This window comes from Undibacterium sp. SXout7W, from assembly GCF_049339385.1.
In the GTDB taxonomy this organism is placed as follows: Bacteria; Pseudomonadota; Gammaproteobacteria; order Burkholderiales; family Burkholderiaceae_D; genus Undibacterium.
In genome coordinates this window covers 271,702-289,329 of the sequence record NZ_JBMPPF010000003.1, presented here as the reverse complement: position 1 = coordinate 289,329, position 17,628 = coordinate 271,702, and the positions used below count along the sequence as shown (strand labels likewise).

The window sequence follows — 17,628 nt, the reverse complement described above, 5'->3', positions numbered from 1 at the left end:
GGCGATGACGATTCAGCAGGCGACAGAATTCACGCACCAGACGGTGCTTTTAAATGAAGCGGTAGATGCTTTAGGGATTTCCGGCGAACGTGCCGGAGGCATCTATGTGGACGGAACTTTTGGCCGTGGAGGGCATAGTCGCCTGATATTAAGCCAGCTCGCTCCAGATGGGCGTTTGATTGCATTTGATAAAGATACGCAGGCAATTGCGAACGCCGAGCAGATCAACGATGCACGTTTTCAGATTGTGCATGACAGCTTCGCCAGCATTGGAAGTTCTCTGGCGGAACGTGGCGTCACGCAAGTTGATGGCATTTTGATGGATTTAGGCATTTCGTCTCCGCAGGTAGATGACGCGTCACGAGGTTTCAGTTTCAGGGCAGATGGTCCGCTTGATATGCGCATGGATACCACAAGGGGCATCTCTGCGGCGGAATGGCTGGCCACTGAAGAAGAAGAAAAAATCAGGGAGGTTATAAAAAATTATGGGGAAGAACGGTTTGCTTTTCAGATTGCAAAGGCGATTGTTGCTCGCCGGCAGACAGCGCCCATTACTGGAACCCGACAGCTTGCAGAACTCGTCGCACACGCCGTCAAAACTCGCGAGAAGGGCAAGGACCCGGCAACTCGCACCTTTCAGGCTATACGGATTTTCATCAATAAAGAGCTCGAAGATCTCGAAATAGGTCTGGCAGCTGCTTATGATGCACTGGCGCCGCATGGTCGCATGTCTGTCATCAGTTTTCATTCTCTTGAAGACAGAATTGTTAAACAATTCTTCGCCTCTAAAGTTAAAGTAGAGCAGCCTGATCGTCGCTTGCCGATACGTCACGTTGATTTGCCTCAGGCGCAAATGCGCTTACTGAACCGGATTAAACCTTCAGAATCGGAAGTCACGGCCAACCCGCGTGCCCGTTCTGCGATTTTGCGCGTTGCCGAGCGTTTGCCTGAGGTGCAGGCATGACGAATCGTCTGAGTATTGTGCTGGCGATGGCGCTGATCGTCAGCGCACTCTCGCTTATCAACTCACAATATCAGGCGCGCAGGTTGTTTATCGAACTTGAGCGCGAGCAAAGTTTGTCCAAACAGTTTGAATTGCAATGGTCTCAGCTTAAGCTGGACTTATCTACCTACGGCAAGCATTCTCGGATAGAAGCAACGGCGATGAGGGATCTGAATATGGTTCCTGTTACGCCTGAACGCACGCAGTATTTAAAAGCGGTGGAGGCTAAATGAGCCGTGCCGCCAACAATCAGCGAACGGCTGCAGGACGCGGCGTCGCATTTTCATCCAGTCCTGTTCTGGAAGTAAAGTTACCAACCTGGCGTTCGCGCTTTGTATTATTTTTACTATTTGCCGCATTTCTCGCTTTGATGGCGCGTGCTTTATGGTTGCAAGGGATGACCACTGAGTTTTTGCAAAAACAAGGTGCTAATCGCTACGCCAGAACACTGGAGCTGCCTGCAACACGTGGAAAAATCACGGACAGGAATGGGCAGGTCTTAGCCTCTTCTGTACCTGTGAAAGCAATCTGGGCTATTCCTGACGATGTTCTGCAGGCACCTAAAGAAAAATTACAGAAACTGGCCGCGTTACTTGAGATGCCAGAATCTGAATTACGCAAAAAATTGGACTCTGATCGTCAGTTTGTTTACCTGAAGCGTCAGGTAGAAGCGGCTGTTTCTGAAAAAATCGTCGCGCTTGGGATCGCTGGCATCGAAACGCGCAAAGAATACAAACGTTTTTATCCGGAAGGTGAAGTCATGGCGCATGTCGTTGGCTTTACCAATGTTGAGGATATCGGACAAGAAGGTATTGAGCTTGCTTCGGAAAAAAATCTGGCTGGAAAAACTGGCAGTCGCCGTGTGATCAAAGACAGATTGGGTCGCATTGTTGAAGATATTCAGGCTGTGCGCGAGCCTCATGATGGCAAAGACCTGACGTTGTCGGTGGATAGCAAGATTCAATATATCGCATTCACTCATCTGAAAGAAGCGGTTGAAAAACACAAGGCCAAGGCTGGTGGTGCGGTGGTGCTGGATGCTAAAACTGGCGAGGTACTTGCGCTTGTCAATTTGCCGACCTATAACCCCAATGATCGTTCGGTACTGACCGGCGCGCAGTTGCGTAATCGTGTCATGACAGACACCTTTGAACCAGGTTCGACCATGAAGCCGTTCACAGTGGCGTTGGCGCTGGAAAGTGGTCGTGTCACGCCCGATACGATGATACAGACCGCACCCGGAGTGATGACAATCGGGCCTGCGGTGATTCACGATGCACATAAACAAGGTGCATTGACAGTAGCTCAGGTGATACAAAAATCATCCAATATCGGTACCGTTAAAATGGCTTTGCAAATGCCCCCACAGGAAATGTGGGAGATGTTTACCACCGTCGGTTTTGGTCAGCAGCCAAAATTTGGTTTTCCGGGCGCGGTGGCTGGACGTTTGCGTAATTTCAAAACATGGCGTCCGATTGAGCAAGCAACCATGAGCTACGGGCATGGTATTTCGGTATCGCTGATACAGATGGCGCGTGCCTATATGATTTTTGCCCGTGATGGTGATCTGATCCCACTGACCTTTCAGCGTTCATCGGAAACACCAAAAGGCCATCGTGTCATTTCAGAAAAAACTGCCAAACAAATGCGACTGATGATGGAGTCCGTCACAGAGCCTGGAGGAACTGCGACACAGGCGCGCGTTGCCGGATATCGAGTTGCAGGTAAAACAGGTACCGCGCATAAACTTGAAGGCGGTCGTTACGTCAATAAATATGTCGGTGATTTTGTCGGATTCGCACCAGTGTCTAACCCGCGCGTGATTGTGGCCGTGATGATAGACGAGCCTACTGCCGGTGGATATTACGGTGGGATCGTTGCGGCTCCGGTGTTTGCCGCAATTACGGCAAATGTATTGCGTTCATTGAATGTGCCACCTGATTCCTCCATCACCAGCATTATTCCTGACAACAGTGTTCAGGAGAGTATGTAATGAATCAAACAGAATTTTCCATGGAAGAGTTACTTCATTGGCTGAAAGCATGCGCACCTGATGCACAACTGAGTTCGGATTCCCGCACCATTCGTCAGGGCGATATATTTTTTGCCGCGCTCGTACATCACAGTGATGGTCGTGCGCACATTCGTCATGCGATTGATAGCGGTGCAGTGGCAGTCGTTTATGAGGCTGATAACTTTGTCTGGGATGAGACGCTGACGGTACCACATCAAGGCGTATCCCAGCTCAACACAGTTCTCGGCAATATTGCGAGCGCATGGTACGGTCAATCTGAGCAACCACTATTTTCTGTTGCCGTGACCGGAACGAATGGTAAAACTTCATGCACACAATGGCTTGCAAAAGCCTTGTCTTTGAACGGGTTGAATACGGCAGTGATTGGAACGCTGGGCGTCGGTCAATATAAAAATGGCATAGCAGGAGCATTGGCAGAAACGGGTTATACCACTCCTGATGCGATTAACTTGCAGCGTCAGTTGGCTGATTTGCGCACTCAAGGTGCAGATGCTCTGGCGATTGAAGCATCCTCTATCGGATTGCAGCAAGGGCGCCTGAACGGATTGCATGTTGATGTCGCAGTGCTGACGAATCTGACCCGCGACCATCTGGATTATCACGGTGATATGGCGGCCTATGCACAGGCCAAGAGTATCCTGTTTCAATGGTCAACCCTGACAACGGCAGTCATTAATCTGGATGACCCCTTCGGTGCGACATTGATAGCGCAGATGCAAACTGCAGGTGGGAAGACAAGATGTATCGCTTACACGCTAGAGGAAAACAATATTCCAGGCCTGGAAGTCTTGCGTGCCAGTCATTTAAAAACGACGCATGCCGGTACCAGTTTTCATCTTGAATCCCCGTTTGGCTCCGGTCTGGTAAAGACGCAGCTCATTGGTCGTTTTAATGTTAGTAATATTCTGGCTGTGATGGCTGTGATGCTGAGTAAAGGCATCAGCTGGAATAAAGTGGTCAGCACGATAGAAAAATTACCGCCTGTTCCTGGTCGTATGCAATTGCTGGGTACGGCTGGGCATGTCATGGTCGTCATTGATTACGCACATACCCCCGATGCTCTCGAAAAAACATTAGAAGCATTAAAGCGAGTCGCAGATGAACGTCATGGCGAACTGTGGTGTGTGTTTGGTTGCGGCGGAGACCGTGACCCTGGCAAACGTCCACAAATGGGGAAAATTGCTGAAATCGCCCAACATGTCGTGGTAACCAGCGACAATCCACGCACTGAAGTTCCTGCAACAATTATTCAGGATATTTTGCAGGGGATGACAGGTTCGCCGCAAGTCATTGAAGACCGCGCGAACGCTATTTTGTTTGCGATCAAACATGCAACGAATCAGGATGTTGTTTTACTGGCCGGAAAAGGTCACGAAACCTATCAGGATATCAATGGAAAAAAATGGCCTTTTTCAGATGAACAACATGCATCGCTGGCACTGGCAACTGTGGCGACGAGCGGCAATATGAAAAGGGTCAGTTAATGCATTGCTCACTTCATGAATTACAGCTGGTAATCAGTGGCAGCCAGATGATCAATGGTACCTCTGTTGATATTACTGATGTCAGCACTGATAGCAGAAAAATCAAGCCCGGTGACCTGTTTGTTGCATTGCGTGGTGATCAGTTCGATGCGCATGATTTTTTGCCACAAATTGCACAAACGGGTGCCGTTGCCGTTGTTGCGCAATATTTACCAGAAGGATTTAGTCTGCCTGCTTTACTGGTGCCCGATACTAAGCAGGCATTGGCAGACATTGCGCGTTATTGGCGTCAGCAATTTACCTTGCCAGTGATTGGTGTGACGGGTAGCAATGGAAAAACTACGGTCAAAGAAATGATTGCTGCTATCTTGGCGGCTGCTTTTGGTGCCGGGAATCGACTGTCAACTGCAGGTAATCTGAATAATGAGATTGGTGTGCCGCTGACGATCTTGGGTCTGACTGCCGCGCATCAGGCTGCCGTCATTGAGATGGGAATGAATCATCCCGGCGAAATCGCTTTGCTGGCATCAGTGGCGTTACCGACTGTCGTGCTGGTGAATAATGCGCAACGTGAACATCAGGAGTTTATGCAGACAGTTCAGGCAGTTGCTGAGGAAAACGGTGCTGCTTTGCTCGCCTTGCCAGATGACGGCGTTGCTGTTTTTCCGGCAGACGATGAATATAGTGACCTATGGCGCAGTTACGCACAGCGCACAGGTCAGCGCAAGCTGATCAGCTTTGGTTTAACGCCTGATGCCGATGTGTCGGGTCATTATCAGGCTGGTGCTTTTGGTAGCGAACTGACTATCGTTTTGTCTGGTCAGACTTTCACAGTCAATTTACAAGCAGCGGGGCAGCATAACGTGCTCAATGCACTTGCCGCTGTTGCATGTTGCAGCAGCATTGGTATTTCAAATCAAAAAATCATAGAGGGTTTGCAGAACTTTAACCCTGTCAGTGGCCGTCTGCAGCGCAAACAGGCGCCTAACGGTGCACTCGTCATTGATGATACTTACAATGCCAATCCTGACTCCGTACGGGCAGCTATTGATGTTCTGGCGCAGTTGGGCCGTGATCAGATATTAGTGCTGGGTGATATGGGCGAGGTCGGAGATAACGGCCCAGAGTTTCACCGTGAAATCGGTCGTTATGCCGTTGAGCGTGGAATTACAAAAATATTTCTGATGGGCGAGCTAGTTCGGCATACCGCCGATGCTTATGGCAAAACCGCGCGATATTACACCGATTTGCCGTTGTTACTGGCAGAGCTGGATACGCAGGTTCAAAGCGATACCACCGTATTGGTGAAAGGTTCGCGGTTCATGAAAATGGAGCGTGTGGTTGCACATTTGTTGTCACCGGAGCATTCATCAGGTCTTACCAATATTTCATCACAACAAAAAACAAAAGGAACTCATTAGCATGTTGCTCTGGTTGGCAGAATTTTTTAAACAGGATCTGGGATTGTTGCGCGTCTTTGGTTTTATTACATTTCGCGCAGTATTCGCCACAATGACAGCCTTGTCGATCGGCATTTTTGCCGGTCCGGCTGTGATCCGTATGCTGACCCGCTTGAAGGTAGGACAGGCAGTACGCGCTTATGGGATGGAAACACATCTGGTCAAATCCGGTACGCCAACGATGGGCGGCGTGCTGATACTTATCTCTATCGCCGTCTCCACTTTGTTGTGGTGCGATCTGAGTAATCGCTTTATCTGGGTTGTTCTGATCGTGACGCTGGGATACGGAGCCGTCGGCTGGGTGGATGATTATCGTAAAGTGGTTTACAAAGACCCCGAAGGAATGCGCTCCAGAGAAAAATATTTCTGGCAATCAGTGGTGGGGCTGGCCGCGGCATTTTATCTGGCCTTTTCTGTGTCCGCACCAAGCAGTTCTAAAATTCTGGAACTATTGTTCGCCTGGATACAGTCCGGCTTCAATATGGATTTGCCACCAAAGGCAGACTTGATCGTACCGTTTTTTAAATCGGTCAGCTATCCGCTTGGCGTTTGGGGATTCATCGCGCTGACCTATTGTGTGATTGTCGGCACCAGTAATGCTGTGAACTTTACTGATGGTCTGGATGGTCTTGCCATTATGCCTATCATCATGGTTGGCACAGCGCTCGGATTGTTTGCTTATTTATCGGGACATGTTGGATATTCCCGCTATCTGTTAATCCCTCATATTCCAGGTTCTGGTGAATTATTGATTTTCTGCGGCTCTATGGCAGGCGCTGGTTTGGCATTTTTATGGTTTAACGCGCACCCTGCTCAAGTGTTTATGGGCGATGTAGGCGCACTGGCATTGGGCGGGGCGTTGGGGACGATTGCGGTCATTGTTCGTCAGGAAATTGTTTTGTTCATCATGGGCGGTATTTTTGTTGCAGAAACACTGTCGATTATCTTGCAGGTCACCTACTTCAAATATACGAAAAAGCGATTTGGCGAAGGGCGTCGTTTATTTCTGATGGCGCCGTTACATCATCACTTTGAGAAAAAAGGCTGGAAAGAAACACAGGTGGTGATTCGCTTCTGGATCATTACGATGTTGCTTGTGCTGGTCGGTTTATCGTCCCTGAAATTACGCTGATTGATGTTATTTATATTGTAGAAATAGTGGTTATGGATTTATCGCAAAAACACGTATTGGTATTGGGTCTGGGTGAATCAGGCCTGGCGATGGCACGCTGGTTGTTGCGTGCCGGTGCGCGCGTACGTGTGGCGGATACCAGAGAGCACCCAGAACGTCTGGCAGTGTTGCGTGATGTGTCGCCGGAGACAGAATTTGTCGGCGCAGCCTTTACTCCGGCCTTGCTGGAGAACATGGATATTGTTGTCGCCAGTCCGGGCTTATCACCTTTGCTGGAGTTAAAAGAGCTGCTTCCGGTGATGCAGGAAAAAAATATTCCTCTGTGGGGCGAAGTAGAATTATTCGCTCAGGCTTTAGCTGATTTGCGTGTTCAGCGAGACTATATTCCAAAAGTGATTGCGATTACCGGCACGAATGGTAAAACCACAGTCACCAGCTTAACTGGATTGTTATGTCAGCGTGCAGGTTTGTCAGTCAGAGTGGCTGGCAATATCAGTCCCGCTATGCTGGATGTTTTGCGTGAAGAGCTCGAGCAGGATAGTTTGCCGCAAGTATGGGTATTGGAATTATCCAGCTTCCAGTTACACACCACTTTTAGTTTGCAGGCAGATGTTGCCACCGTGCTCAATATCACGCAGGATCATCTCGACTGGCATGGAAATTTGCAGGCGTATTGTGCAGATAAGGCCAAGATATTTGGTGAACACACCATTCGTCTGTTGAACCGCGATGACCCTCAGGTGATGGCGATGCAAACAGTGCATGCACCCTCACTCACATTTGGTGTCGATACGCCAGTCAATATGGGTGATCTTGGGTTATTGAATGAGCATGGCATGAGCTGGCTGGTTGTTGCCAATCCAGCGGAGGATGCGCCAGTAGCAACGGGCCGTCGTAAGAAAAAAGACGCCGAAGAAATTCCTGTCATCATCAGTCGTTTAATGCCGACCGATGCATTACAGATACGTGGTCAACACAACGCCGCCAATGCGCTCGCTGCGCTGGCTTTGTGCCGCGCTATCGGTCTGGCATTTGCACCATTATTGCATGGCTTACGTGAATATACGGGGGAGCCGCATCGTGTCGAACTCATCGCTTCAGTTGCTGGTGTTGACTACATTGATGATAGCAAGGGAACGAATGTAGGCGCCACGGTTGCCGCACTCAATGGTTTGGGGCAGCAAGCGCTTCACCAACAAAAACGTATTATTTTGCTGGCTGGTGGTGAAGGAAAAGGTCAGGATTTTTCGCCTCTGGCGGATCCGGTCGGACGATATACCAAAGCGGTGCTGTTGATCGGTAAAGCAAAAAGCGAGATACGTGAAGCCGTTGCTGTATCAGGAGTGGATCTGCAAGACTATGCCAGTCTGGAAAATGCAGTGGAAGCAGCAGCAGCTCTTGCTGTTGAAGGCGATATTGTCTTGTTATCGCCAGCGTGCGCCAGTCTGGATATGTTCCGTAACTACGCTCATCGTGCCCAGGTATTCGTGGATGCAGTGCGCGAAGTGGCGTTGAGTCGGGGAGAGATTTGCTGATGAAACAGATTCTGCTCCCATTACAGCGCTGGTTGCCATTTTCATCTCCGGCACCAGAGACACAGTTAGTGCATCGGTCAAAGATGATGACTTACGACCAGCCACTGATCTGGGTCACCATGATATTGATGTTGTTCGGAATGGTGATGGTGTATTCCGCTTCGATTTCACTACCCGATTCGCCGAAATATGCGAACTATACCAATGCACAATTCCTGATTCGTCAGGCAATGTTTGTGTTGATTTCTGTGATTGCAGGTGCCTTCTTTTTTCGTGTGCCGATCGAAGCCTGGCAAAAATATGCGCCTTATTTGTTCGTTGGCACATTGATTTTGTTGATTGCCGTATTGATTCCAGGTGTTGGTAAAGGCGTGAATGGCGCGAAACGCTGGTTGCCTTTGAAAGTGCTGAACTTGCAACCTTCCGAGTTGATGAAACTGTTTATGGTCTTGTATGCCGCAGATTACACCGTGCGCAAACAGGAGTACATGCACAAACTGACCAAGGGTTTTTTCCCTATGTTAATGGCGGTGGGTGTTGTCGGGCTGTTGTTATTGCTGGAACCAGATCTTGGCGCTTTTGGTGTCATTGTCTGTATTGCGATGGGCATTTTGTTTTTGGGCGGTATCAACGGCATCTGGTTTGGCGGTATTGCAGCGACGCTGGTAGGCATTTTTACTTTGGTGATTGCCTTGTCCCCATGGCGACGCGAACGTATTTTTGCGTACCTGAATCCTTGGGTAGAAGAAAATGCATTGGGTAAAGCTTATCAGTTATCGCACTCGCTGATCGCATTCGGACGCGGAGAATTGTTTGGCGTTGGCTTGGGTGCCAGCGTGGAAAAATTACATTACTTACCAGAAGCGCATACGGATTTTTTGCTGGCAGTGATTGGTGAGGAGCTCGGTTTTGTCGGTGTAATGGCGGTTGTTTTATTGTTCTACTGGCTTCTGAAGCGCGCATTTGAAATCGGACGTCAGGCGATTGCGCTGGATCAAACCTTTGCAGGATTGACTGCCAAGGGAATCGGCATCTGGATTGGTGTGCAGGCGTTTATCAATATGGGTGTGAATCTTGGTTTGCTGCCGACCAAAGGTCTGACGCTGCCATTGATGAGCTATGGTGGGTCCGGTGTGATGACCAATTGTGTAGGGTTGGCAATTTTGTTACGTGTTGATTATGAAAATCGTGTCCTGATGCGCGGAGGACGCGTATGAAGCAAACACAGAAAAAAAATCTGATGATTATGGCAGCCGGAACCGGTGGCCATATTTTTCCTGGTCTTGCGATTGCTGAGATGATGACGGCGCGTGGCTGGCAGGTGTCATGGCTGGGAACCACCAGCGGTATGGAGTGCCAGATTGTGCCTAAACATGGCGTGACGATGGATAGCATCGATTTTTCCGGTATGCGTGGTAAAGGATGGAAGCATACATTGGTAGGCGCCTTTAAATTGTGCGCCAGTTTTTGGAATTGCCGCCGGATTCTTATGCAGCGTAAGCCGGATGTCGTACTCGGTATGGGGGGATATGTCACTGTGCCCGGTGGCATCATGGCTCACTTGCGTGGAACGCCTGTTGTGCTGATGAATGCTGATGCAGCATTGCTGCTGTCAAACAAAATGTTAAAACCATTTGCCAGCAAACTATTATTTGGACTGCCCTCCGAGTCAATGTTGTCAGACAATAAAACGCAAGTGACCGGTAATCCTATACGCAAGGAAATTTGTGCTTTGCCGCTGCCCGCACAACGTTATGCATCCCGCGCCGGTGCATTGCGGATTCTGGTGGTTGGTGGCAGTCTCGGAGCCAGGGTCTTGAATGATTGTTTGCCACAAGCCTTGGCATTGATACCTGAAGCATTACGTCCCCAGGTGACACATCAGTCGGGCAAACAGAATATTGATGCTTTGCGTACGAGTTATCAGAATGCTGGCGTGCAGGCAGAAATTCTCGATTTTATCGATGATATGCCACGTCGTTATGCCGAGGCCGATCTGGTCATTTGTCGCGCCGGCGCCATTACCATATCTGAATTAACGGCAGCAGGTGTTGCCAGTATTTTGGTGCCATTTATGGCTTCCAGCACATCACATCAAAAAGACAATGCAGTCTGGATGGCGCAGCAAAAAGCAGCTGTTCATTTGCCACAGACAGAATTAAAGCCGGCATTACTTGCCGCTCAGTTACAAGCACTTAGCAGAGAGCAGTGCCTGGCCATGGCGCAAACCGCCTATGCGCTGGGACAGCGTGAAGCGAGTGAGAACATCGCAACAATTTTGGAAGCACTTGCATGAAACACAAAGTTAAACATATACATTTTGTCGGCATTGGCGGCTCAGGCATGAGTGGCATTGCCGAGGTGTTGTTAAATCTTGGATATACCATTTCTGGCTCTGATCTCGGTAGCAACGCTGCTTCTCAGCGCCTTGCTGAACTGGGCGCGGATGTCAGACTGGGCCATGCAGCAGAAAATATTGCGGGTGCCGATGCCGTTGTCACATCAACGGCCGTCAAAGCAGATAATCCCGAAGTCATTGCGGCGAGAGCCAGGCATATTCCTATCGTACCGCGTGCGCTGATGCTGGCTGAACTCATGCGCTTAAAGAGTGGCATTGCTATCGCCGGCACGCACGGCAAAACGACTACCACCAGTCTTGTTGCCAGTGTATTGGCACAAGGGGGGATGGATCCTACCTTTGTGATTGGTGGGCGATTGAATAGTGCAGGAGCCAATGCAAAATTAGGCAGTGGCGACTTCATCGTTGCAGAAGCCGATGAGTCAGATGCTTCTTTTCTGAATTTGTTGCCCGTGATTGAGGTCATCACTAATATTGATGCCGATCATATGGAAACCTATGGACATGACTTCGCCAAGCTGAAGCAGGCATTTATCGAATTTACCCAGCGCTTACCTTTCTATGGTGTCGCAGTGTTGTGTCTGGATGATGCGAATGTACGAGAAATTATGCCATTCGTTTCCAAGCATATTGTGACGTATGGTTTTCATGAAGAAGCCGAAGTACGCGCCGTCAATGCAAGTGCATCTGGTGGGAAAATGCATTTTACTGTGGTGCAGGACGGTTATGCCGATATGCAAGTCAGCCTGAATCAACCTGGAATGCACAATGTGCAGAATGCTTGTGCGGCGATCGCGATTGCGCGTGAGATCGGCGTAGCAGACGAAGCTACTCAAAAAGCATTGAGTGAATTCAATGGCGTCGGGCGTCGCTTTACGCGGTATGGAGAAATTCCATTGGCTGACGGTGGCACATTTGCGTTGGTGGATGATTATGGACATCACCCAGTGGAAATGGCCGCGACGTTGGCCGCTGCCCGCGGTGCGTATCCAGATCGTCGACTGGTTCTGGCTTTTCAGCCGCATCGCTACACTCGCACCCGTGATTTATTTGAAGATTTTGTCAAAGTGATTTCGACTGCCGATGCAGTTGTATTGGCTGAAGTCTATGCGGCAGGTGAACATGCGATTGTTGCAGCGGATGGTCGTGCGCTGACGCGTGCCTTGCGCGTGGCAGGTAAAGTGGAACCGGTATTTGTCGAGAATATTCAGGAGATGCCAGACAATCTGGCGCATGTATTGAAGGATGGCGATGTATTGATCGTCATGGGAGCCGGTTCCATCAGTGCTGTGCCAGGCAAACTGGCACAGGCGAAGTAAAGTTTTTTCGTGGTGAAATGATAATGAGCGAATTGAATAATCAGTCTTTGGGTAAAGTCGGCGTCTTGTTTGGCGGTCGTTCTGCTGAACGTGATGTGTCTGTCATGTCTGGAAACGGTGTGCTGGCGGCATTGAAAAGCAAGGGCGTCGATGCCCATCCGTTTGACCCGGCAGAACGTAGTATTGCCGAACTCGCTGCCGAAAAATTTGATCGGGTCTTTATTGCGTTGCATGGTCGCTACGGTGAAGATGGCAGTCTGCAAGGTGTGCTTGAGCAACTGAATATTCCTTACACTGGTAGCGGTGTGATGGCATCTGCGATTGCGATGGATAAGATTTTTACCAAACGCATCTGGCAGACTCATTCTTTGAGTACCCCGGAATATGCTGTTCTGAATGCGCAAAGTAATTTGCAGGCAGTCGCCGCCACTCTGGGTTTGCCATTTATCCTCAAACCGCCTCATGAGGGTTCAACGATTGGTATCACGAAAGTGACAGCGATCAACGAAGTACAGCAGGCTTATGAATTGGCTGCTCAATTTGATGAGGTCGTATTGGCTGAGCAGTTTGTTGAAGGGCGTGAACTGACAGTTGCTGTTCTCGGACGTGGCGAGCAAGCATATGCCTTGCCTGTGATTGAGATTGTGGCACCCGATGGTAACTATGATTACCAGAACAAATACTTTACTGACGATACCAAATATCTTTGCCCGGCGCCATTGGATGCGAACCTGACTGCTCAAATACAAAAAATGGCGGTAGATGCGTATCGTGCTGTCGATTGCGAAGGTTGGGCGCGTATTGATGTATTACTGCGTCAGTCAGATCAGCAGCCGTTTTTATTGGAAATCAATACTTCTCCGGGAATGACAGGTCACTCGCTGGTGCCGATGGCCGCTCGTGCCGTGGGGCTCAGTTATGAAGATTTGTGCCTGGAAATTTTGAAAACGGCACGTCTGAAAATTAAATCTGATCAGCACCAATAAAGGAACATACTCTGATGTGGCATGACGTCAAAATGTTGAACAATATCTCCAATGCGCTGTTTGGACTGATATTGCTCGCATTGCTGGTGACCGGTGTTTGGTGGGTCATACAGCGTCCTATGTTTACGCTCAAATCCATCAGGGTGGAAAGCGGGCAGACAACGGTGTTGCGCCACGTGAATGCATTGACGATACGTAACAGCGCATTGCCAAAAATAAAAGGTAATTTTTTTACCGCCAATCTGGATATGGTTCGACTTGCATTTGAGTCCGTACCCTGGGTACGTAAAGCCAGTGTTCAGCGCGAATGGCCAAACCGACTGGTGGTCACGCTGGAAGAACACACTCCCCTTGGTACGTGGGGCGAAGGAGATCAGCTGATTTCTGTGGCTGGTGATGTATTTACGGCCAATCTGGCTGAAGCAGAAGAAGACGTGGATCTGGTGGAGTTAAACGGGCCAGAAGGCAGTGAAAAGGAAGTGCTGGCCAGATATCAGAACTTTAAAACCTGGTTCGCAAAAATAAATCTGGCACCCGAGTCTGTCAGCTATTCCAGTCGTTACGCTTGGAGCGTAAAGTTAAACAATGGCATGCGCGTAGAGTTGGGCAGGGTGCAGGATGAAACGATGCTCAGGCAACGCGTAGACAAACTGATGACAGTGTATCCGCAGTTGTTGGCCAGTTTGCAGGACAGTATTGAAAGTGTAGACATGCGTTATCCAAATGGACTGGCATTGAAGTCGAGCCATAGTTCTATGGGATTGAAAAAGCAAACAAAAGCAAGTGGAAAGACATGACAAAAGACGCGAAAAATTTAATCGTTGGTCTCGATATCGGTACCTCAAAAATCGTGGCGGTGGTGGCGGAAGTCATGCCCGATGGCCGACATGAAATCATCGGCCTTGGACAGCATGAATCCAAAGGGCTGAAAAAAGGCGTTGTAGTCAATATCGAAGCGACGGTTGAATCAATACAAAGCGCGCTGGAAGAAGCCGAATTGATGGCCGATTGCAAAATCCGTCACGTGTATACAGGGATTGCCGGCAGCCATATCCGTAGTTTTAATTCGAGCGGCATGGTGGCAATTAAGGATAAAGAAGTCACTGCAACCGATGTCTCTCGCGTTATTGAAACTGCAAAAGCAGTCAATATCCCGACTGATCAGCAATTGCTGCATACATTGCCGCAGGAATTCATCGTTGATAGCCAGGACGATGTGCGCGAACCGATAGGCATGAGCGGTATTCGCCTGGAAGTCAAAGTACATATCGTGACGGGTGCAGTGTCGGCGGTGCAGAATATTGTCAAGTGCGTGCGTCGTTGCGGTCTTGAAGTATCTGATTTGATTTTACAGCCGATGGCATCAGCCGAGGCTGTATTGACCAAGGATGAAAAAGAACTAGGCGTCGTATTGATTGATATCGGCGGTGGCACAACGGATGTTGCCGTTTTCAGTGAAGGCGCGATTCGTCATACAGCGGTGATTCCGATTGCTGGTGACCAGATCACGAATGACATCGCGATGGCATTACGCACGCCGACTTCTGAAGCCGAGGAAATCAAAGTACGTTTTGGTGTCGCGAAACAAGTGCTGGCCGATCCCGCTGATACCTTGGAAGTACCGGGGCTTGGCGATCGTGGCCCACGCTCTTTATCACGTCAGGCATTAGCCGCCGTGATTGAGCCTCGGGTAGAAGAATTATTCGCGCTTGTGCATCAAGTGGTACGCGAGTCCGGTTATGAAGATGTACTGTCATCCGGCATTGTGTTGACTGGTGGTTCTGCTGCCATGCCAGGCATGGTGGAAATGGCAGAAGATATATTTTTAAAGCCTACCCGATTGGGTATGCCAGCGTACAGTGGACAGCTCGCAGATGTGGTACGCAGCCCTCGATACGCAACGGTTTTAGGGTTGTTGTTGGAAGCGAAGAAGCAGTATTTACGTGGTCATCTCGTGACAAGACAGGAAGGTTCTGCAAAAGCGGTTTGGCAACGGATGAAAGAGTGGTTTTTAGGGAATTTTTAGTCAGCATTTTGTACCTAAATCGGTGTAGTCATTTTATAATGGTCTGATATACAGTTGTTAGCCGCTAGTCGTCACATCGGGTGATCACTATCGACTAATAACTGCCTACCTGGAGGAGTCATGATGGAGTTCGATATTGTTGATCACGCCACACAAGGCACCGTAATTAAGGTTGTCGGCGTGGGTGGTGCGGGTGGAAATGCGGTTCAGCATATGATCAACAAAGGCGTGTCCGGCGTTGAATTTATTGCAGCCAATACTGATGCACAAGCGTTGCAACAGTCCAAAGCACATAATGTTATTCAGATCGGTGAAACCGGTTTGGGTGCAGGGATGAAACCAGAAGTGGGTCGCAAGCTGGCAGAAGACTCCCGCGCACGTATCGAAGATGCATTACGTGGTGCTCATATGGTGTTCATTGCTGCCGGTATGGGCGGTGGTACCGGCACAGGAGCTGCTCCGGTAGTTGCGCAGGTCGCAAAAGAATTAGGTGCATTGACTGTTGCTGTCGTATCGAAACCATTTTCGTACGAAGGCAAAAAATGCATGGATATCGCTGATGAAGGATTGGACGCGTTGTCTCAGCATGTCGATTCCCTGATCATTATCCTCAATGAAAAGCTGGAAGAAATTTACGAAGATGACAGCATGATCGAATGGCTGCAACACGCCGACGATGTGTTGAACAACGCGGTTGCGGGTATTGCGGAAATCATCAATGTTCCTGGTCATATCAATGTCGACTTCAACGACGTCAAGACGATTATGGGCGAGCAGGGTAAGGCCATGATGGGAACTGCAACAGCGTCAGGTCTGGATCGTGCGCGTATTGCCGCAGAACAGGCAGTTGCTTCTCCGCTGCTGGATGGCATTGATCTGTCTGGTGCGCGCGGCGTATTGGTGAACGTGACTGCCAGCCGTGGACTCAAAGGTAAAGAAATTCGCGAAGTGATGTCAGCAGTTCGCGCGTTTGCAGCCCCTGATGCATCGATTGCACAAGGTATTGCCTATGACGATGCAATGGGTGATGATATCCGTGTGACTGTGGTGGCAACAGGCTTGGGTCGTGGCAAGAAAAATATCCAGTTAGTACAGACTCCGATGCTGCGCACTGGTACGCATAATGAGCCAATGATGGCCGCACCAGCAATGGCGACTACCACAGTGACTCATGGCATGGGTACTGCAGCAGCGGGATTTGATGGTTTAAGCAAACCGGCAGTATGGCGTCGCGAATCAGCTTCCGAAACTGTGCGTGCACTGGAAAAAAATGGCATGGAAACTTACGATATCCCAGCTTTCCTGCGCAAACAAGCAGACTGAGATTAGCGTTTTTCAATAGTCTTTTTCATTGAAACCAGCATACTGAGCGATGCTGGTTTTTTTATGCCTCGACTACGCAAAATCGCCCCGGCGGCGCGATGAATCCTTGTCGTACAAGCCGTGCTGCCTTCGTCGCCATGCCTTGCCGGGACAATGTTGAGTAAGTCCTATTTGTTTTTACTGATTTTCACTGATGATGATATTTCCCGGGGTCAGCAGGAAACATCAGACTCAGGCATACTTGCGCCCAGTCGGTGCTTCTGATGTGACCTTGTAACCTGCGCGATAATATGAGTAGGTAAAATGTGCGGGTAACGTGCATTACAAGGCGATGGTAAGCAAGACAAACTCGTGATCAATTAAATAAGGAGCAAACATGACTATCAAGATTGGCGATACTTTGCCTGAGGGCAGCCTGGCAGAATTTATTGAAGTGGAAGCTGAAGGTTGTTCGCTCGGCCCGAACACGTTCAATGTGGCGGAAATTACTAAAGGCAAAACGATTGCCATTTTTGGTTTGCCAGGTGCTTACACGCCGACATGTTCCGCTCAACACGTACCAGGTTATGTCGCGCATGCGGCTGATTTGAAAGCCAAAGGCGTTGATGAAATCTGGTGTATCTCTGTGAATGATGCATTCGTCATGGGTGCCTGGGGACGCGATCAAAAAGCGACTGGCATCGTGCGCATGATGGCTGATGGAAATGCGGCATTTAGTAAAGCCCTGGGTCTGGATGCTGATTTCAGCCGATTCGGTATGGGTACACGTTCGCAGCGCTATTCTTTGCTGGCTGTGGATGGTGTGGTCAAACAATTGAATATCGAAGAAGGCGGCAAGTTTGAAGTGTCGAACGCAGAAACTTTGCTGGCGCAACTGGCATAACTGACATAGCTGAGTCCGCAGTCATTACTGTGGGCTTCTGAGAAGAAGAGTAACTCAGTGGCGTATCTCAGAGTTGTAGATAA

15 protein-coding genes are annotated in these 17,628 nt (G+C 49.3%); all 15 read left to right on the top strand.

Translation table 11 applies throughout. The features are described from left to right. Nucleotides 1-4 precede the first annotated feature (4 nt). The 15 genes from rsmH to ACO0LB_RS05170 all read left to right on the top strand — a co-directional run bounded on the left by rsmH (nucleotide 5) and on the right by ACO0LB_RS05170 (nucleotide 17,545). Nucleotides 5-964, top strand: coding sequence for a 16S rRNA (cytosine(1402)-N(4))-methyltransferase RsmH (gene rsmH, locus ACO0LB_RS05240; protein WP_423047178.1), 960 nt, complete (start codon nucleotides 5-7; stop codon nucleotides 962-964). Then, nucleotides 961-1,236, top strand: coding sequence for a cell division protein FtsL (gene ftsL / locus ACO0LB_RS05235; RefSeq protein WP_423047176.1), 276 nt, complete (start codon nucleotides 961-963; stop codon nucleotides 1,234-1,236). Before rsmH ends, ftsL begins: the two co-directional genes overlap by 4 nt. Then, nucleotides 1,233-2,996, top strand: coding sequence for a peptidoglycan D,D-transpeptidase FtsI family protein (locus tag ACO0LB_RS05230; RefSeq protein ID WP_423047174.1), 1,764 nt, complete (start codon nucleotides 1,233-1,235; stop codon nucleotides 2,994-2,996). The genes ftsL and ACO0LB_RS05230 overlap by 4 nt, the downstream gene beginning before the upstream one ends. Continuing rightward, complete coding sequence (locus ACO0LB_RS05225) at nucleotides 2,996-4,522, top strand: UDP-N-acetylmuramoyl-L-alanyl-D-glutamate--2,6-diaminopimelate ligase (RefSeq protein ID WP_423047172.1); 1,527 nt, start codon at nucleotides 2,996-2,998, stop codon at nucleotides 4,520-4,522. Before ACO0LB_RS05230 ends, ACO0LB_RS05225 begins: the two co-directional genes overlap by 1 nt. After that, nucleotides 4,522-5,943 (top strand): UDP-N-acetylmuramoyl-tripeptide--D-alanyl-D-alanine ligase, encoded by a 1,422-nt coding sequence (locus ACO0LB_RS05220; RefSeq protein ID WP_423047170.1) that lies wholly within the window; start codon nucleotides 4,522-4,524, stop codon nucleotides 5,941-5,943. The genes ACO0LB_RS05225 and ACO0LB_RS05220 overlap by 1 nt, the downstream gene beginning before the upstream one ends. A 1-nt stretch (nucleotide 5,944) precedes the next feature. After that, a complete protein-coding gene (gene mraY, locus ACO0LB_RS05215) occupies nucleotides 5,945-7,114 on the top strand; it encodes a phospho-N-acetylmuramoyl-pentapeptide-transferase (RefSeq protein WP_423047168.1) in 1,170 nt (389 codons plus the stop codon). 32 nt (nucleotides 7,115-7,146) lie between these two features. Beyond that, the gene (murD, locus tag ACO0LB_RS05210) at nucleotides 7,147-8,649 is read left to right on the top strand and encodes a UDP-N-acetylmuramoyl-L-alanine--D-glutamate ligase (RefSeq protein WP_423047167.1); all 1,503 of its coding nucleotides are present in this window, start codon (nucleotides 7,147-7,149) and stop codon (nucleotides 8,647-8,649) included. An 83-nt stretch (nucleotides 8,650-8,732) separates the two neighbouring features. Then, nucleotides 8,733-9,866 (top strand): putative lipid II flippase FtsW, encoded by a 1,134-nt coding sequence (ftsW, locus tag ACO0LB_RS05205; RefSeq protein WP_423047209.1) that lies wholly within the window; start codon nucleotides 8,733-8,735, stop codon nucleotides 9,864-9,866. Next, the gene (murG, locus tag ACO0LB_RS05200; RefSeq protein ID WP_423047165.1) at nucleotides 9,863-10,945 is read left to right on the top strand and encodes an undecaprenyldiphospho-muramoylpentapeptide beta-N-acetylglucosaminyltransferase; all 1,083 of its coding nucleotides are present in this window, start codon (nucleotides 9,863-9,865) and stop codon (nucleotides 10,943-10,945) included. Before ftsW ends, murG begins: the two co-directional genes overlap by 4 nt. Continuing rightward, nucleotides 10,942-12,327 (top strand): UDP-N-acetylmuramate--L-alanine ligase, encoded by a 1,386-nt coding sequence (murC, locus tag ACO0LB_RS05195; RefSeq protein ID WP_423047163.1) that lies wholly within the window; start codon nucleotides 10,942-10,944, stop codon nucleotides 12,325-12,327. Before murG ends, murC begins: the two co-directional genes overlap by 4 nt. A gap of 17 nt (nucleotides 12,328-12,344) precedes the next feature. Further along, nucleotides 12,345-13,313, top strand: coding sequence for a D-alanine--D-alanine ligase (locus ACO0LB_RS05190; RefSeq protein WP_423047161.1), 969 nt, complete (start codon nucleotides 12,345-12,347; stop codon nucleotides 13,311-13,313). Between the two features lie 14 nt (nucleotides 13,314-13,327). Beyond that, nucleotides 13,328-14,110 (top strand): cell division protein FtsQ/DivIB, encoded by a 783-nt coding sequence (locus tag ACO0LB_RS05185; protein ID WP_423047159.1) that lies wholly within the window; start codon nucleotides 13,328-13,330, stop codon nucleotides 14,108-14,110. Then, a complete protein-coding gene (gene ftsA, locus ACO0LB_RS05180) occupies nucleotides 14,107-15,339 on the top strand; it encodes a cell division protein FtsA (RefSeq protein ID WP_423047157.1) in 1,233 nt (410 codons plus the stop codon). The genes ACO0LB_RS05185 and ftsA overlap by 4 nt, the downstream gene beginning before the upstream one ends. Nucleotides 15,340-15,462: 123 nt before the next feature. Then, nucleotides 15,463-16,662, top strand: coding sequence for a cell division protein FtsZ (gene ftsZ / locus ACO0LB_RS05175; RefSeq protein ID WP_423047206.1), 1,200 nt, complete (start codon nucleotides 15,463-15,465; stop codon nucleotides 16,660-16,662). Between the two features lie 376 nt (nucleotides 16,663-17,038). Then, nucleotides 17,039-17,545, top strand: coding sequence for a peroxiredoxin (locus ACO0LB_RS05170; RefSeq protein WP_423047155.1), 507 nt, complete (start codon nucleotides 17,039-17,041; stop codon nucleotides 17,543-17,545). Nucleotides 17,546-17,628: the final 83 nt, after the last annotated feature.

Excerpts from the sequence above, each read along its gene's own strand:
- ACO0LB_RS05185 (WP_423047159.1), top strand. The coding sequence starts at position 13,328 with ATGTGGCATGACGTCAAAATGTTGAACAATATCTCCAATGCGCTGTTT.
- ACO0LB_RS05230 (WP_423047174.1), top strand. The coding sequence starts at position 1,233 with ATGAGCCGTGCCGCCAACAATCAGCGAACGGCTGCAGGACGCGGCGTC.
- ACO0LB_RS05220 (WP_423047170.1), top strand. The coding sequence starts at position 4,522 with ATGCATTGCTCACTTCATGAATTACAGCTGGTAATCAGTGGCAGCCAG.
- ACO0LB_RS05170 (WP_423047155.1), top strand. The coding sequence starts at position 17,039 with ATGACTATCAAGATTGGCGATACTTTGCCTGAGGGCAGCCTGGCAGAA.
- ACO0LB_RS05225 (WP_423047172.1), top strand. The coding sequence starts at position 2,996 with ATGAATCAAACAGAATTTTCCATGGAAGAGTTACTTCATTGGCTGAAA.
- ftsL (WP_423047176.1), top strand. The coding sequence starts at position 961 with ATGACGAATCGTCTGAGTATTGTGCTGGCGATGGCGCTGATCGTCAGC.
- rsmH (WP_423047178.1), top strand. The coding sequence starts at position 5 with ATGACGATTCAGCAGGCGACAGAATTCACGCACCAGACGGTGCTTTTA.
- murG (WP_423047165.1), top strand. The coding sequence starts at position 9,863 with ATGAAGCAAACACAGAAAAAAAATCTGATGATTATGGCAGCCGGAACC.
- ftsW (WP_423047209.1), top strand. The coding sequence starts at position 8,733 with ATGATGACTTACGACCAGCCACTGATCTGGGTCACCATGATATTGATG.
- ftsA (WP_423047157.1), top strand. The coding sequence starts at position 14,107 with ATGACAAAAGACGCGAAAAATTTAATCGTTGGTCTCGATATCGGTACC.
- ACO0LB_RS05190 (WP_423047161.1), top strand. The coding sequence starts at position 12,345 with ATGATAATGAGCGAATTGAATAATCAGTCTTTGGGTAAAGTCGGCGTC.
- ftsZ (WP_423047206.1), top strand. The coding sequence starts at position 15,463 with ATGGAGTTCGATATTGTTGATCACGCCACACAAGGCACCGTAATTAAG.
- murC (WP_423047163.1), top strand. The coding sequence starts at position 10,942 with ATGAAACACAAAGTTAAACATATACATTTTGTCGGCATTGGCGGCTCA.
- mraY (WP_423047168.1), top strand. The coding sequence starts at position 5,945 with ATGTTGCTCTGGTTGGCAGAATTTTTTAAACAGGATCTGGGATTGTTG.
- murD (WP_423047167.1), top strand. The coding sequence starts at position 7,147 with ATGGATTTATCGCAAAAACACGTATTGGTATTGGGTCTGGGTGAATCA.